13 protein-coding genes and 1 pseudogene are annotated in these 15,423 nt (G+C 55.3%); all 14 read left to right on the top strand.

What is annotated here, in order from left to right:
- A partial coding sequence (locus tag HYU99_02745; protein MBI2339273.1) for a chromosome segregation protein SMC occupies positions 1 to 527 on the top strand: 527 nt, incomplete at its 5' end.
- 146 nt (positions 528 to 673) lie between these two features.
- Positions 674 to 1,045 carry an NADH-quinone oxidoreductase subunit A gene (locus HYU99_02740; protein MBI2339272.1) on the top strand — a complete coding sequence of 124 codons (372 nt, stop codon included), beginning with the start codon at positions 674 to 676 and terminating at the stop codon, positions 1,043 to 1,045.
- Entirely contained in the window at positions 1,045 to 1,518 is a 474-nt protein-coding gene (locus tag HYU99_02735; GenBank protein ID MBI2339271.1) for an NADH-quinone oxidoreductase subunit B, read from the top strand. Before HYU99_02740 ends, HYU99_02735 begins: the two co-directional genes overlap by 1 nt.
- A 52-nt stretch (positions 1,519 to 1,570) precedes the next feature.
- A pseudogene (locus HYU99_02730) lies at positions 1,571 to 3,244 on the top strand (NADH-quinone oxidoreductase subunit D).
- A 75-nt stretch (positions 3,245 to 3,319) separates the two neighbouring features.
- Positions 3,320 to 3,796, top strand: a complete 477-nt coding sequence (nuoE, locus tag HYU99_02725; GenBank protein MBI2339270.1) for an NADH-quinone oxidoreductase subunit NuoE — start codon at positions 3,320 to 3,322, stop codon at positions 3,794 to 3,796.
- Between the two features lie 64 nt (positions 3,797 to 3,860).
- Positions 3,861 to 5,135 carry an NADH-quinone oxidoreductase subunit NuoF gene (gene nuoF, locus HYU99_02720; protein ID MBI2339269.1) on the top strand — a complete coding sequence of 425 codons (1,275 nt, stop codon included), beginning with the start codon at positions 3,861 to 3,863 and terminating at the stop codon, positions 5,133 to 5,135.
- Positions 5,136 to 5,196: 61 nt separating this feature from the next.
- Positions 5,197 to 6,663 carry a (2Fe-2S)-binding protein gene (locus HYU99_02715; GenBank protein MBI2339268.1) on the top strand — a complete coding sequence of 489 codons (1,467 nt, stop codon included), beginning with the start codon at positions 5,197 to 5,199 and terminating at the stop codon, positions 6,661 to 6,663.
- Positions 6,614 to 7,867, top strand: a complete 1,254-nt coding sequence (locus HYU99_02710) for an NADH-quinone oxidoreductase subunit H (protein ID MBI2339267.1) — start codon at positions 6,614 to 6,616, stop codon at positions 7,865 to 7,867. Before HYU99_02715 ends, HYU99_02710 begins: the two co-directional genes overlap by 50 nt.
- On the top strand, positions 7,860 to 8,357 hold the full coding sequence (locus HYU99_02705) for an NADH-quinone oxidoreductase subunit J (protein MBI2339266.1): 498 nt from the start codon (positions 7,860 to 7,862) through the stop codon (positions 8,355 to 8,357). The genes HYU99_02710 and HYU99_02705 overlap by 8 nt, the downstream gene beginning before the upstream one ends.
- Positions 8,354 to 8,656: an NADH-quinone oxidoreductase subunit NuoK gene (gene nuoK / locus HYU99_02700; protein ID MBI2339265.1), complete on the top strand. Its 303-nt coding sequence runs from the start codon at positions 8,354 to 8,356 to the stop codon at positions 8,654 to 8,656. Before HYU99_02705 ends, nuoK begins: the two co-directional genes overlap by 4 nt.
- A 58-nt stretch (positions 8,657 to 8,714) precedes the next feature.
- Positions 8,715 to 10,679, top strand: coding sequence for an NADH-quinone oxidoreductase subunit L (gene nuoL / locus HYU99_02695; GenBank protein MBI2339264.1), 1,965 nt, complete (start codon positions 8,715 to 8,717; stop codon positions 10,677 to 10,679).
- Positions 10,679 to 12,262, top strand: a complete 1,584-nt coding sequence (locus tag HYU99_02690; GenBank protein MBI2339263.1) for an NADH-quinone oxidoreductase subunit M — start codon at positions 10,679 to 10,681, stop codon at positions 12,260 to 12,262. Before nuoL ends, HYU99_02690 begins: the two co-directional genes overlap by 1 nt.
- Positions 12,263 to 12,319: 57 nt before the next feature.
- Entirely contained in the window at positions 12,320 to 13,735 is a 1,416-nt protein-coding gene (locus HYU99_02685; protein MBI2339262.1) for an NADH-quinone oxidoreductase subunit N, read from the top strand.
- Positions 13,736 to 13,841: 106 nt separating this feature from the next.
- Positions 13,842 to 15,423, top strand: a 1,582-nt coding sequence (locus HYU99_02680) for a hypothetical protein (GenBank protein ID MBI2339261.1), incomplete at its 3' end; no start/stop codon positions are given.

Below are 15,423 nucleotides of genomic sequence, written 5' to 3'. Positions count from 1 at the left end.
GCGGGCAGAGGGGCGACCTTGAGGCCTCGGTCGACCGGCTCGAGCGGCTGATCCAGAAGGTCAACCGGACGACGCGGGAGCGGTTTCTCGAGACCTTCAACAGGGTAAACGAAAAGTTCGAGGCCCTCTTTCCCAGGCTGTTCAACGGCGGCAAGGCAAAGCTTCTGCTCACCGACGAAAACAATCTGCTGGAGACCGGCGTGGAGATCGTGGCCCAGCCCCCGGGCAAAAAGCTCCAGTCGGTGGGCCTCCTCTCCGGAGGCGAAAAGGCGCTCACGGCGGTGAGCCTTATTTTTTCCATCTTCCAGTTCAAGCCATCCCCCTTCTGCATCCTCGATGAAGTCGATGCCCCGCTGGACGACGCCAATGTGGAGCGCTACAACGATTTGATCCGCGACATGACCGCCAGAACGCAGTTCATCGTCATCACCCACAACAAAAAGACCATGCAGATGACCGACGTCCTCTACGGCGTCACCATGCAGGAACCGGGCGCCTCGCAGCTGGTGTCGGTGGAGATGAGCTAAATCATATGGCCGAAAATCGTTAACTCATTGACATCCCCCGTCAAATTCCCTACATGTCTGACATTTTAGTGTGAGCGAGCGTCGGATTTATTCCGCGCGAGCGAACTTGGGGGTACGGGGGCGCCAGCGGCAAAGCCCCCGATATTATGGATCATCCCTTCCTACCCATTTTGCTGGTTTTCATCATGGCCGCGCTTTTTGCCGGGGCGTTTCTTGGTTTATCGGCAATTTTAGGCCCCAAAAAACCAAACCCCTCCAAACTTTCGGTCTATGAATGCGGTCTCGAACCGGTCGGCGATGCCCGCGAGCGGTTTTCGGTAAAATTTTTTCTCGTCGCCATGCTGTTCATCCTCTTCGACATCGAGGTGGTTTTTTTGATCCCCTGGGCGGTGCTCTACAAGGGTTTTATCGCGGAGGGGATGGGCTTGTTTATGCTGATTGAAATGGGTATCTTTATGGCGATCTTGGCGATCGGCCTCCTCTATGTCTGGCGGAAGGGGGGCTTGGAGTGGAAATGATGGATCTTCGCAAATTCTTCGGCGACACGGTTTTGACCACGCGCATCCGGGATGTCGTGAACTGGGGACGCAAGTATGCCCTCTGGCCGATGCCGTTCGGCACCGCCTGTTGCGCCATCGAATTCATGGGGGCGGTGTCGGCGCAGTTCGATATCTCCCGTTTCGGCGCCGAGGTGGTCCGCTTTTCGCCGCGCCAGTCCGATCTCCTGCTGGTGATGGGGACCATCAACTACAAACAGGCCCCCATTTTGAAAAAAATCTACGACCAGATGTGCGAACCGAAATGGGTGGTGGCGGTGGGGGCCTGCGCCTCCTCCGGCGGGTTTTACGACAACTACAGCGTCGTGCAGGGGATCGACGAGGTGATCCCCGTGGATGTCTATGTGCCCGGATGCCCTCCAAGGCCGGAACAGATTCTGGATGCGGTCGTGAAAATCCAGAAAAAAATCGATCCGAGTTGCCGATTGGATTAAATCCCCCCAACCCCCCTTTGCTAAAGGGGGGCAAGGGGGGATTTTATGAATGATGAATATCATCGAGACATTAAAAAAAGAATTCAGCGGGGCGGTGGAATCGATTAACTCAACCGATGGTCCGGAAGTCTTTTCGGTCGACGCAAAAAAAATCATCGGGGTCCTCAAATTTCTCAAGGAACTTCCGGAATGCCCCTTCGATCTGTTCCTCGATCTCTGCGGCGTCGATTATCTCGGAAGTGAGCCGAGGTTCGAAGTGGTCTATCATTTATATTCCCTTTCGCAAAAAAAGAGGATCCGCCTCCGTGTCAAGGTGTCCGGGGAAAATCCGGAGCTCCCTTCGGCTGTATCCGTTTATCCCATCGCCGACTGGTTTGAGCGCGAGGCCTTCGACATGTTCGGCATCCGGTTTGAAGGGCATCCGAATCTGAAAAGACTGCTGATGTGGGAGGGCTTTGAAGGGCATCCGCTCCGAAAGGATTATCCGATCGGCAAACGCCAGCCGATCCCGACGTTGGGGAATTTGTTATAAAATATGCCGTTGGTTCAAAAAGAACTCGAAACCGAAACGATGACGCTTAACATCGGCCCGTCGCATCCCGCCATGCACGGGGCGCTCCGGACGCAGGTCGAGCTTGACGGGGAGCGGATCATCCGCGCCGCCAGCGAGATCGGCTATCTCCACCGCTGTTTCGAAAAACATTCCGAACATTCAACCTATCAGCAGATCATCCCCTACACCGATCGCCTCAACTATGTCTCGGCCCTCATGAACAATGTCGGTTACTGCCGGGCGGTGGAAAAACTCTTAAACCTCGAAATCCCCGACCGGGCCTTATACATCCGCGTCATCATGTGCGAGCTCTCCCGGATCATGGACCATCTGGTCTGCGTCGGCACGAACCTGGTGGATATCGGAGCGCTCACCAATTTCTGGTTTTTCTTCAACGTCCGCGAAAAAATCTACACCGTGATCGAAAAGGTCACCGGCGCCCGGCTCACCTACGCCTATACGCGCATCGGCGGCCTGGCCCGCGACATCTACCCGGATTTTTCGGCCGATATCAAAACGGTCCTTAAAGAAGTGGAAAAAGGGGTGAAGGATGTGATGGGGCTTGTCGCCAACAACCGGATTTTCTGCGACCGGACGGTGGATGTCGGTGTCGTGACCAAAGAACAGGCCCTTTCATGGGGTTTTACCGGGCCCTGCCTGCGCGCCTCCGGCGTGGCTCACGATCTGCGCAAGGCCGAACCCTACTATCGTTATGACGAGTTCGATTTCGACATCCCGGTGGCCGAAAACGGCGACACCTACGACCGCACGATGGTCCGGATGGAAGAGATTCATCAGAGCATTCGGATTATTCATCAGGCGCTGGAAAAAATGCCCAAGGGGCCGGTGATGACCAATGACGCCCGCGTGGCCCTCCCCCCCAAGGAGGAGGTGTACGGATCGATCGAGGGATTGATGAACCACTTCAAGCTGATCATGCACGGGATTCTGCCGCCAAAGGGGGAGGTGTACAGCGCCACCGAGGCGGCCAACGGGGAGCTGGGTTTTTACATTATCAGCGACGGCTCGATGCGCCCATGGCGGATCAAATGCCGTCCCCCCTGTTTTCCCCTTTTTGCGGCGTACGAGAAAATCATCGAGGGGCATCTGATCGCCGATGCGATTGCAATTATCGGTAGCCTGAACATTGTGGCGGGGGAGCTGGATCGGTGAAGAGTTGCCTAGGTGCCTGGGTGCCTGAGTGCCCGCGTGAACACGGGGACCCAGGCACCCGGGCACGCAGGCACAGTGAAAATTGTGGAATTCTCAGCCGAGAACAAAAAAAGGCTTGAGGAGATCTTAAGCCATTATCCGACCAAACAGGCGGCGCTTTTGCCGACGCTTTGGCTGGCGCAGGAGCAATTCGGGCATATTTCACGGGAGACGATGGAGTATGTGGCGGGGCTTCTGGATGTCTCGCCGGCGCATGTCTATGGGGTTGTCACCTTTTACACGATGTTCCGGCAAAAACCGGGGGGAAAATATCATCTCCAGGTCTGCAGGACCCTCTCCTGCGCGCTGGTCGGCGCCGAAAGCCTGCTCGAACATCTGAAGAAAAAAATCGGGATCGCGGAAAATGAAACGACCCCCGACGGCCGGTTTTCCCTCTGCACGGTGGAGTGCCTTGCCTCCTGCGGCACCGGCCCGGCGATGATGGTAAATGAGAAGTATTATGAGAATCTCGATCCGAAAAAGATCGATGAGATTTTGGCGGGATTGAAATGAATAAATCCCCCCTCGCCCCCCTTTGTCAAAGGGGGGTTGGGGGGATTTAGCACGAGATTCAAATATGTCCTTGGTTTTGACAAACCGCATCGGCATTTCCGAATCATACACCCTGCAGGTGTACGAGAAAACGGGGGGGTACCAGTCGGTCAAAAAACTTTTTTCAATGGAACCGGTTCAAGTGATCGAAGAGGTAAAAAACTCCGGCCTGCGCGGCCGCGGGGGGGCCGGTTTTTCGGCGGGGCTCAAGTGGAGCTTTGTGCCGCAGAATACGGGCAAACCGACCTACCTCTGCGTCAACGCCGACGAGTCGGAGCCGGGGACATTCAAGGATCGCCTTCTTCTGGAAGAAGATCCGCATCAGCTCATCGAAGGGCTTATCATCGCCGCCTGTGCCATCCGGTGCCGAACTTCTTACATTTATATCCGCGGCGAATTCGATCTCTCCTATCGGCGGATTCGTGACGCCGTGGCGGAGGCGTACGACAAGGGGTATCTGGGAAAAAATATTTTCGGTTCGGGCCATGACCTCGAAGTGACCATCCATCGCGGCGCGGGGGCCTACATCTGCGGCGAGGAGACGGCGCTTTTGGAATCGCTCGAGGGGAAAAAGGGGCAGCCCCGCATCAAGCCGCCGTTTCCTGCGGTGGTTGGCCTTTTCGGATGCCCCACCGTGGTCAACAATGTGGAAACGCTCTCGGCGCTTCCGTTCATCATTCAGCATGGCGCGGCCGCCTACCGTCAGTTCGGAACGGAAAAATCGGCGGGGACAAAACTCTTTTCCGTCTCCGGCCACATCAACCGGCCGGGGACTTATGAAAAACCGCTCGGCTATCCGTTGAAGGATCTTGTTTATAACGATTGCGGCGGCATTCGCGGCGGAAAGAGGCTGAAGGCGGTGATCCCCGGCGGCTCGTCGGTTCCCGTATTGAACGCGCAGGACGTGGAGACAGTCAAACTCGACTACGAATCGGTGGCAGAGCATGGCTCCATGCTCGGCTCCGGCGGGGTGATTGTCATCAGTGAAGGGGTCAACATGGTCTGGGCCCTTCGCAATCTGGCCCGGTTTTACGCCCATGAATCTTGCGGGCAGTGCACCCCCTGCCGGGAGGGGACGGGGTGGGTGGAAAAAATTCTCGCCCGTTTCTTGAGCGAAGGGGGGGGCGAAAAAGACATGAGCCTCCTCATGGATATCTCGAACAACATGATGGGAAAGACCATCTGCGTCCTGGCTGATGCCCTCGCGATGCCGGTTTTAAGCTATCTCAAAAAATTTCCGGAGGATTTTGCGGAGCATTTTAAGGGAAGGGCGGCATCGCCGCAAATGAGGGTTTTGTAGGGGCGCAATTTATTGCGCCCGCAATTGAGGGCGTCATGAATGACGCCCCTACGATCATAATATGACAGACGTTACCCTTAAAATCGACGACAAGCAAGTTACGGTTCCCGGTGGGACAAGTATTCTCGCGGCGGCGCTTAAGGCCGGCATCACCATTCCCCACTATTGCTGGCACCCGGGCTTAAGCGCCGTGGGAAACTGCCGGATGTGCCTCGTGCAGGTGGAAAAGATGCCCAAACCGGTGGCCAGTTGCGTTCAGCCGGTATCCGAAGGGATGAAGGTTGCGACCTGCACGGAGGAGATCGTCAAAATCCGCAAGTCGGTGATGGAATTTTTGCTCATCAATCATCCGCTCGACTGCCCCACCTGCGATCAGGCCGGCGAGTGCCGCCTGCAGGACTACTACATGAGCTACGACGAAGTCCCCTCCCGCTTCGCCGAGGAAAAAGTCCACAAGGAAAAAATGATCGATCTCGGCGCGAATGTGATGCTCGATTGTGAGCGGTGCATCGCCTGCACCCGGTGCATCCGCGTCTGTCAGGAGGTGGCGGGGACGGATGAGCTGACGCTGGCCAACCGGGGAGACCGTACGGTCATCACCGTCTTTCCCGGAAAAAAACTCTCTAATCCCTATGCCGGAAATACGATTGATGTCTGCCCGGTGGGGGCGCTGACCAACAAGGATTTCCGCTTCAAGAAACGGGTCTGGTTTTTGTCCCGGACCCCCTCGATCTGTCCCGGCTGTTCGCGCGGGTGTAACATCGAAATTCATCATGAGGAAGGTAAAGTCTACCGCATCCTTCCGCGGTACAACCCCGAGGTCAACAAATACTGGATCTGCGACGAGGGGCGCTACGGATACAAGTTCATCAACGAAAATCGTATTCTTCGCCCGCGGATCCTCGAACGGAATATTTCCCGTCTTGTCGGCCATGAGGAGGCGCTCGATCGTCTGGCCGAAATGATCGAACAGCTCCCGCCGGACGAAATCGGCGTTGTGGCCCATGCGCAGGAAACGGGCGAGACATTAAAGGCCTTTTATGATTTCGCCAGAAATGTCCTGAAGACCCGTTTTCTTTATACCAGCCGTCGCGAGGTGGAAAATCCGTATCATGACGACATCCTCATCACCGCCGACAAAAATCCCAACCAGGCCTTTGTCGATAAACTGGGCTTCAAGCCTCTCTCGGAGCTTAAAACATTAAAGGGGCTGTTGGTCCTGAACGGCTTGAATGAGGCCGACCTTAAAATAACGATTGAAAAAAGGGTTCCGATCTTGTGCGTCTGGGCCGCCAACGAGGGGCCTGTAACCCATTCAGCCATGGTCGTCCTCCCGATTCCCACATATGCGGAACAGGAAGGCCACTTCACCAACGTGCAGGGTCTGACGCAAAAAATCACAAAAGCTTATTCGCCGCGGGGGGAGGTACTGCTCGTCACGGAAACGCTGGCGGAATTAACGGAAAGATTACAATCTCATGCTCGTGTTGATACTCAAAATTCTTATTCCCTTTCTCATCATCTTTAATATCCTCCCTCTCCTTATCTGGGCGGAAAGAAAGGGATCGGCCTATATTCAGGACCGGAGAGGCCCCAACCGGGCCGGCATCATGGGGGTCCGCCTGGGAGGCCTCCTCCACACCATCGCGGATGTCATCAAACTGCTTACCAAGGAAGACATCATCCCGGCCCATGTCAACAAACCCTTCTTTATTCTGGCCCCGTTTTTGTCGCTCTTTGTCGCCTGCGTTACCTACGCCGTGATCCCGTTCGCCCATCCGCTTGAAATCGGCGGAAAGGCCTTCGTCCTGCAGTCAGCCGATGTGAATGTCGGCATCCTTTATATACTGGCGATGTCGTCACTGGGGGTTTTTGGGGTTCTTTTGGCGGGGTGGTCTTCCAACAACAAATATTCCCTCCTCGGGGGCCTGCGCTCCTCCGCCCAGATGTTTTCGTATGAAATTGCGGTGGGGCTCATTCTTTTGAGCGTTCTCCTTTTGGGGGGCTCGCTGACCCTTTCCGCCCTTGTCGAAAATCAGACGGAGGCGGTCTGGAAATGGAATTTCATCCGCCAGCCGCTGGCAGGCGTTCTTTTCATCACGGCCCTTTTCGCCGAAAACAACCGCATCCCCTTCGATCTCCCCGAAGGGGAGTCGGAGCTGGTGGCCGGTTATCACGTGGAATACAGCTCGATGAAGTTCGCCATGTTTTTCATGGCGGAATACGCCCACATGATCGTCAATTCGGCGCTGATCGCCGTTCTTTTTTTCGGCGGCTGGCAGGTCCCGTTCATGTCCACCGGATTCTTGCGGGCCAACGCCGAGACGGGGCTGTTTGTTCTTTTGCTGGCGCACGGCGTTCTCTTCATGCTCATCGGTTTTTTTCTGTTGAAAAAGTTCAAGGCCGGAAAATACGGCGATCGCCGGGACTACGAGGTTCTGGTTTTCGGCCTGCCGCTGACCGTTTTCGGCCTGGCCCTTTCGCTGTTTACCCTTCTTCACGGTTCTTTTGAATTGTCCTCTGCCGGACAACAAATATTCGCCGCCGTTTGCCAGTTTGGGGTTTTCATGTTGAAGATCCTCTTTTTCTGCTGGGTCTTCATCTGGATTCGCTGGACGCTCCCCCGGTTCCGCTACGACCAGCTGATGCGGCTCGGGTGGAAGGTGATGATCCCGCTGGCGCTCGCCAATGTGGCGGTGACGGCAATTTATCTATTGGTGCGCTATGGCTGATACAATTCTTTTTTACCTTTTCGGCGGTCTCTCCGTGATCATGGTTCTCCTCATGATCTTCCAGACCAACCCGGTGGCGAGCGCCATGTATCTGGTGGGGGCCTTTTTCGGCCTGGCCGCCCTTTTTGTCCTCCTTTCCGCGCCGTTCGTGGCGGTTCTGCAGGTGCTGGTTTACGCCGGGGCGATCATGGTCCTCTTCACGTTTGTCATTATGCTGATGAACATCCGGAAAGAGGAACTGATCGACGACCGGGTCACCTGGAAAAAGATCGCCGTGGTTTTGATTGCCCTTTTTTTTGCCGGTTTTCTGTCGCTGAATTTTCTGAAAATCCCGGCAGACCCTTTTGCGCCGGTGGAGGAGGGGTTCGGCGAGGTGGGGCCGGTGGGGCGGCTCATGTTTTTAAAATATCTCATTCCGTTTGAATTGACCTCCATCCTTTTGCTGACGGCGATTATCGGAGCGATGGTGTTGGGGAAGAAAGAAGAATGATTACCATTCACCACTATCTTGTCTTATCCGCAATTCTCTTTACCCTCGGCCTTTTGGGCGTGGTGATCCGCAAGAATCTGCTCATTGTCCTGATGAGCCTCGAGGTCTTGATGAATGCGATCAATCTCCTTTTGATCGCCATTTCGCGCTATCTGGGAAAAATGGACGGGCATGTGGTCGCCTTTTTTGTCATGACGATTGCGGCAGGCGAGGCGGCCATCGGACTCGCCATTGTGGTTACGCTGTTTAAAAACCGGCGGACGATCAAAACGACCGATTGGAGGATTATGGAGGGGTGATTGTGGTGAATCGTGGATCGTGGATCGTGGAGCGTGGAGCGTGAAAGGTGAATGGTGTATGGTAAATATTCCAACAAAACTTATCAGTCTGATTCCGGCCTTGCCGCTCGTCGGCTTCCTGATCAACTCGATGATCGCCTTGGCATGGGCGCGGCGACGGAAACCGGTTTACCCTGAGCAAGGTCGAAGGGTCAGCGAGATTGTCCCCTCCATCATCGGTTGTGCGCTCCCGATCGCCTCGTTTGTCCTTTCCGCGTGGGCCTTTTTTGACTTAAGGGAGATGGAAGAGGGGGCTTCTCTTTCCTCCGGATCGCTTTTTACCTGGCTTTCCACGCCGCTTTTCAGCGTCGATTTTGCCTTTCTTGTCGATCCCCTCTCGGCCGTGATGATTCTGGTTGTCACCGGTGTCGGCTCGATCATCCATGTCTATTCGGTCGGGTACATGCACAAGGACGAGGGATTCGCGCGCTATTTTTCGTATCTGAACCTCTTTCTCTTTTTCATGCTCCTTTTGGTGATGGGGGACAACCTCCTTGTCCTCTTTGTCGGATGGGAAGGGGTGGGGCTCTGTTCGTATCTCCTCATCGGCTTCTGGTTTACCGACCCCGAAAAGGCCACCTGCGGAAAGAAGGCGTTTGTCGTCAACCGGATCGGCGATTTTGGATTTTTGATCGGCCTCTTTCTCATTCTCTTTGCCTTTCAATCGCAGGGACAATCGGGCGAAGGGATCTTCAGCTATTCTTTTCTAACAGCCAACAAGGAGTGGCTCGCGCCACTGGCGACTACGATTACTCTCTGTCTCTTCATCGGCGCCACCGGAAAATCGGCGCAGATCCCCCTCTATGTCTGGCTCCCCGACGCGATGGCGGGCCCCACGCCGGTCTCCGCTCTCATCCACGCCGCCACGATGGTGACGGCCGGCATCTACATGGTGGCGCGGCTCGGATTCCTGTTCGCGCTGGCGCCGTTCACCCTTCATGTCATCGCCTGCATCGGGCTGGCCACGGCGCTCATGGCGGCCTTGATCGGCTTGACCCAGTTCGACATCAAAAAGGTGCTAGCCTATTCGACGGTGTCTCAACTCGGCACTATGTTTTTGGCCTTGGGTGTCGGGGCTTACAGCGCCGCCATTTTCCATCTCGTCACGCATGCCTTCTTCAAGGCCTGCCTTTTCTTAAGTTCGGGGAGCGTCATCCATGCCTGCCATGACCAGGACATCCGGAACATGGGTGGGCTTTTCAAAAAAATGCCGGTGACGGGCGTCACCTTTCTTGTCGCCACGCTGGCGATTGCCGGAATCCCGCCGCTGGCCGGATTTTTCAGCAAGGACGAAATCCTGTGGAACACTCTTTTGTATGGCTCTTGGCCATTCTATGGAGTCGCTTTGTTTACTGCAGGGATCACCGCCTTTTATATGTTTCGTCTCTTTGTTTACACCTTTCTCGGAAAAACGCGCCATCCGCACCCCGATCACATCCACGAATCGCCGCGCGTGATGACAATCCCGCTCATCATCCTCGCAGGTCTGGCGGCTGTCGGCGGATTTTTGGGAGTGCCGGAAGTGCTCGGAGGAGGCAACCGGTTTCATCACTGGTTGTCTGGCATATTGCCGGTTTCAGCTGGTCACGAAGGGAATCCGGCATTGGAACTTGGCTTGATGGGACTTTCCACCGTCTGGGCGCTTGTCATTTCGCTCCTTTCGGTCGGACTCTACAGCCGGAGACTCGACTGGCCGGCTGTTCTAACCCGAAGAATCCGTTTCCTCTATGAACTGGTTTATCAAAAATTCAAAGTGGATGAGATTTATGACGCTTTGATTGTCCGCCCCATTCGCGTCATTTCAGAAAAACTTTTTTGGAAGGGTTTCGATGAGAAGCTCATCGACGGATTCCTGGTCCACGGCTGGACCGATACCGCCGCCTTTTCGGCGCGGTTGGTCTCGCGCGTGCAAACGGGGCTGGTGGGGCATTATTTGCTCTATTTTTGGGTGGCGCTGGTGGTGCTTTTGGTTTGGGCGGTGTAATGCAATTTATCAATAATCACATCCTGACAATCGTCGCCTTCTTTCCCGCCATTGCGGCGCTGGGCCTCCTTTTCGTGCCGGGGGAAAAAAAGAGGCTCCTTCATTGTCTGGGATTTGGCATCGCCGCTATCGAGTTCGTTCTTTCCCTTCATCTGTATGATCACTTTCAACCGGCCGGATTGAGCAGTTTTCAATATGTGGAAAACCGCCTCTGGATTCCGGCCTGGAATGTCGCCTATTTCATGGGGATCGACGGCGTCAGTCTTTTGCTGATCCTTCTCACCACCGTTTTAACCCCGCTGGCGCTCCTTGGGTCTTTCAGTTCCATCACCGGGCGGGTGAAAGAGTTTGTCATCGCCATGCTGGTTCTGGAAACCGGGATGATCGGCGTTTTTTGCGCCCTCGACCTCTTTCTCCTCTACGTTTTCTGGGAGGTGATGCTGATCCCGATGTATCTGTTGATCGGCATCTTGGGTGGAAAGCGAAAAATCTACGCGGCGCTCAAGTTTTTCATCTACACCATGGCCGGATCGGTTCTGATGCTTGTGGCCATTTTGTATCTTTATTTCCAGGCTGGTCAGACCTTCAGTCTCCTCGATCTCTACGAGTTCAGGCTCGCGCCCACGGCGCAACTCTGGGTCTTTTTGGCCTTTGCGTTGGCCTTTGCCATCAAGGTGCCGATGGTCCCTTTCCACACATGGCTCCCCGACGCGCATGTGGAGGCCCCCACGGCGGGGAGCGTGATTCTGGCGGGGGTGCTTTTGAAAATGGGAACCTACGGTTTTTTCCGTTTCGCCATGCCGCTTTTCCCCGAAGCAATCGAAGTCGCGCAACCCTGGCTCATTGTTATCGCCGTAATCGGCATCGTTTACGGGGCGCTGGTGGCGATGGTTCAGCCCGACATCAAAAAATTGATCGCCTATTCGTCCGTTTCGCATCTCGGCGTCGTGATGCTCGGCCTTTTTGCCCTCGAGCCGACGGCCGTTGCCGGGGGTCTCTACCAGATGCTCAATCACGGCGTCTCCACCGGCGCCCTTTTTCTTTTGGTCGGCGTGATCTACGAGCGGACCCATTCGCGCGCGATTGCGGAGCATGGCGGGCTGGCGAAATTGACTCCGTGGTATGCGACGATTTTTGTGATCGTCACTCTTTCCTCCATCGGTGTCCCATTGACCAACGGATTTGTCGGCGAATTCCTCTCGCTGGCCGGGGCCTTTCAGACGCAGAGATGGGCCGCAATAATCGGCACGACCGGCGTGATTCTCTCCGCCATCTATATGTTGTGGCTCGTGGAGCGGGTCTTTTTTGGTCCGGTGAAAATCCCGGTAGGGGCGAACGGCCGTTCGCCCCTACAAATTCCCGATCTCAATTGGCGGGAAGTTGGCCTGTTTGTGCCGATCCTGATTTTGATTGTCTGGATGGGGGTCTACCCAAAACCGTTTTTGAGCAAAATGGAGCGGCCGATCGCCGATTTGATGGAACAGATGGAGATTTACGGCAATGACCAAATTCCAAATTCCAAATTCCAAACAAATTCCAATTTCCAAAATCCAAAAAGAAGAAATGCCCGTTTGGAATTTTGAACATTGGAATTTGGTGTTTGTTTGAGATTTGGAATTTGGTAATTGGAATTTGTTGTTATGATCGATCTTCAATACCTCATCGCCCTCTTCCACGCCGGTCTCCCTGTCTGGATTGTGACCGTCGCGGGGCTTGTCTGTCTCTTAACTGATGCCCTCTGGCCCAAAAAAGGGGCGGGGGCGGTGTTTGCCCTCGCTCTTTTGGGCCTGGCCGCGGCGCTCTGGTTCGGTTTTCGGCAGTGGCTTGCCGGCGAGGATGTCACCCAGGATCTCTTTGTCCGCGACCGGGTCACCCTCTTTTTTGTCGTCCTGGTTCTTTTTATCGGCTTTGTGCATCTCTTGAATACCTGGTCGTACTTAAGCCTCTTCAAAAAGAATTCCGGCGGCGGGAGCCCCGCTGGCGGCCGGAGCCCGGCTGGCGAAATGGCGACGCTTACCCTCTTTGCCGTTGTCGGGATGATTTTTCTTTTTGCCTCCGATCATCTGATTGTCAATTTCATTGGCCTCGAAACAATGTCGCTCGCCGTCTACGTGATGGTCGGCTCGAATCGCAAAGACGCGCGGTCCAACGAGGCGGCGATGAAATATTACGTGATGGGTTCGGTCGCCTCGGCGCTTTTGCTCTACGGGATCGTCCTTCTCTATTGGCCCGCCAAAACATTTCGCTTAACCGAACTCTCGCAGGTCGCCCTTTTTCCCGAACAGGTCTTTTTGGCGCGGATCGCGGCGGTTCTTATTTTGTCCGGCTTTCTTTTCAAGCTGGCGCTTGTGCCGTTTCACTTCTGGGCGCCTGACGTCTACGAGGGGGCGCCGACGCCGGTCACCGGTTTTATGGCGACAGGGGTGAAAGTGGCCGCCTTTGCCCTGTTCATCCGCGTTCTGACGGCGCTTAATTATCTGCCGATGGAGGTTGTATCGAGGATATTGGAGGTCTGCGTCGTTCTTACCCTGCTGGTCGGAAATCTGGCCGCCATCGTTCAGGACAATGTCAAAAGGATGCTCGCCTATTCCTCCATCTCGCACGCCGGATATCTTTTACTGGGGCTCCTTGTCGGATTTCAAAGCGGAAAATTCGACCCTTTGGTCTCCTCGGCGGTACTCTTCTATCTGGCGGCCTACAGTCTGATGACGCTCGGCGCCTTTGCCGTCCTTTCGGTGATGGTGGAAGAGAGAAAGGAGGCGACGCAGTTTTCCGATTTGACCGGCCTTGGCGCCTCCCGCCCCGTTCTTGCGGCGGCCTTTTCGCTTTTCATGATTTCCCTCCTCGGCATCCCTCTGACCGCCGGCTTCACGGCAAAATACGGCATTTTTTCGTTCGCGGTGAAAAACGGTTTTAGACGCCCGGTGAAGACGGAAGAGGTTCCCTTTCCCCTCATGTTCTCCCTTGTTTTTTGCGCCGTGGGGGTGGTTGTGCTGGGGGTGGTACCGATGTGGTATCTGGACATGGCGCAAAAGGCCGCCGGGGCGTTCAAGTGATCGCCAAAAATTCCTGCCAGTGTGATGACTAATCTGGAGAATTATTAACGATTTCCGCTGAATTATTAGCAACTTTTATAACAATCTGCCGATAAAGGGCTGATTCATGATCCTAACCCTTCAAGAAGAACTTTCCCGCCTCTATGCCGCCTATGTTCGAAACGGTGGGGAGGATCCGGACGCTCTGTCCCGTTGGCCCGATCTCAACGACCGCTCGGCGGAGGCACAGAAATTAACCGTCGATGACTGGCGGGTTCTCCATCACGTGTTTCTGTCGGTTGCCGCCGCCGGAGGAGAAGTGTTCGAAAACTGGTTTGTGCGCCTCTCGCGCCGGTTTGGAGCGGCCGATCACGCGGTCACACGCACCTCGCGCAAAAACGGCCTCCCGGACAATGAGGAGGCGGTGGCGGACGAGCATGGGGTTGACATGTGGGCCTATGATATGTTGCTGGGGGCCGCCTGGCTGGTCACTGGCGCCTCACCGTCCGGCCCCGCGGATCTCCTGCCGGAAGGGGCGGCCCGTTATCTGACGCTTCCCCCCGAACTTCGAACCCATTTCACCGACGAAATGCTGGTGGTTGAACAGTTGCTGGGAGCCATCACGACCCTTTCACCGGAAAAAATGGATGACCGCACGCGGGAGTTCCTTCGCAACGGCAACGATGAAATATTTTTCAAAAGAGTCTACATCGACCAGCGCGATCTTCTGCTCGAACACGACACCCACTGGATGCTTCTCTATAACGCCGTTTTAAACAGCCTCTGGCAATCGGAACTCCCCGTTCATCTTTTCCGGGCCCACCTCAACATGACCACCATCAACGAAATGGATTCCGATCCCAAACGTCGTCACGGCGACCTCTATCTTGGGGTGGCCAAGGGGTTGCTCAAAGGGCATTTTTCACGGGTTGTTCAGAATCCCGAACGGACCACCTTTTCTTTCATGGCCCATTCGGCCGAGGATGTGCGCGACAGGCTCACCGATTTTGACCATGACATCTCCCATCGTCTCGTCACCTCACCCGGGGTGAATCCGGAGGTGGTCACCCGTTTCACCCCCCAAGTCGTCGTTTCCGAACGGGTTATCTCGCGGGACAACCTTTATGAATATGCCATTGCCGGCGAGGACGATCTCGATGCCTTCAGGGGGGTGATTGAATTTGAGGGGGACCTCTCGGTGGACGATTTAAAAGCGACGGTAAAAGCGAGGGGGATCGAGGTAGCGATGGAAATTCTAAAAAAACAGGTTCCCCCCTTTAGCCTGATTCGCGACAAGGGGGATTCAGTCTCCCGAAAAACCCTGGATGCCTTGATCCTTCAGGCGCTCATCCGGGCGAACGGCCTTCTGGCGGCGCAGACCTCCTTTTTCGAGCGTTACCCGGCCGGTGCCGACAATGCGCCGCTCTCCGGCGGGGCCTTTTCCAGCCATGCCGTCTATCAGGAAAAACAGCTTCCCCAACCGGGGGATCTCCTCTACGGGCAGTGGATGGAGATGCGGTTCAAGCTCACCGGCTTTGTCGGCACGGGGGAATATCAGCCGTCCGGGAACAGCCGATTGATGAGCCTTCCGGGGCCGGAAATCCCTTCGTTTCAAATGGGCGATGCTGATTTCCCCGGCTTTTCCGGTGAAGGTCTTCACCCCCGCGTCGGTCATCTGTTAAGGCGCATCCCCCGTATCGGGCGGTGGA

The organism is Deltaproteobacteria bacterium, assembly GCA_016183175.1.
In the GTDB taxonomy this organism is placed as follows: Bacteria; UBA10199; UBA10199; order UBA10199; family SBBF01; genus JACPFC01.
This window is presented reverse-complemented; position numbering and strand designations above follow the sequence as displayed.

Excerpts from the sequence above, each read along its gene's own strand:
- nuoF (MBI2339269.1), top strand. The coding sequence starts at position 3,861 with ATGTCCTTGGTTTTGACAAACCGCATCGGCATTTCCGAATCATACACC.
- HYU99_02705 (MBI2339266.1), top strand. The coding sequence starts at position 7,860 with ATGGCTGATACAATTCTTTTTTACCTTTTCGGCGGTCTCTCCGTGATC.
- HYU99_02690 (MBI2339263.1), top strand. The coding sequence starts at position 10,679 with ATGCAATTTATCAATAATCACATCCTGACAATCGTCGCCTTCTTTCCC.
- nuoK (MBI2339265.1), top strand. The coding sequence starts at position 8,354 with ATGATTACCATTCACCACTATCTTGTCTTATCCGCAATTCTCTTTACC.
- HYU99_02735 (MBI2339271.1), top strand. The coding sequence starts at position 1,045 with ATGGATCTTCGCAAATTCTTCGGCGACACGGTTTTGACCACGCGCATC.
- HYU99_02740 (MBI2339272.1), top strand. The coding sequence starts at position 674 with ATGGATCATCCCTTCCTACCCATTTTGCTGGTTTTCATCATGGCCGCG.
- nuoL (MBI2339264.1), top strand. The coding sequence starts at position 8,715 with ATGGTAAATATTCCAACAAAACTTATCAGTCTGATTCCGGCCTTGCCG.
- HYU99_02715 (MBI2339268.1), top strand. The coding sequence starts at position 5,197 with ATGACAGACGTTACCCTTAAAATCGACGACAAGCAAGTTACGGTTCCC.
- HYU99_02685 (MBI2339262.1), top strand. The coding sequence starts at position 12,320 with ATGATCGATCTTCAATACCTCATCGCCCTCTTCCACGCCGGTCTCCCT.
- HYU99_02710 (MBI2339267.1), top strand. The coding sequence starts at position 6,614 with ATGCTCGTGTTGATACTCAAAATTCTTATTCCCTTTCTCATCATCTTT.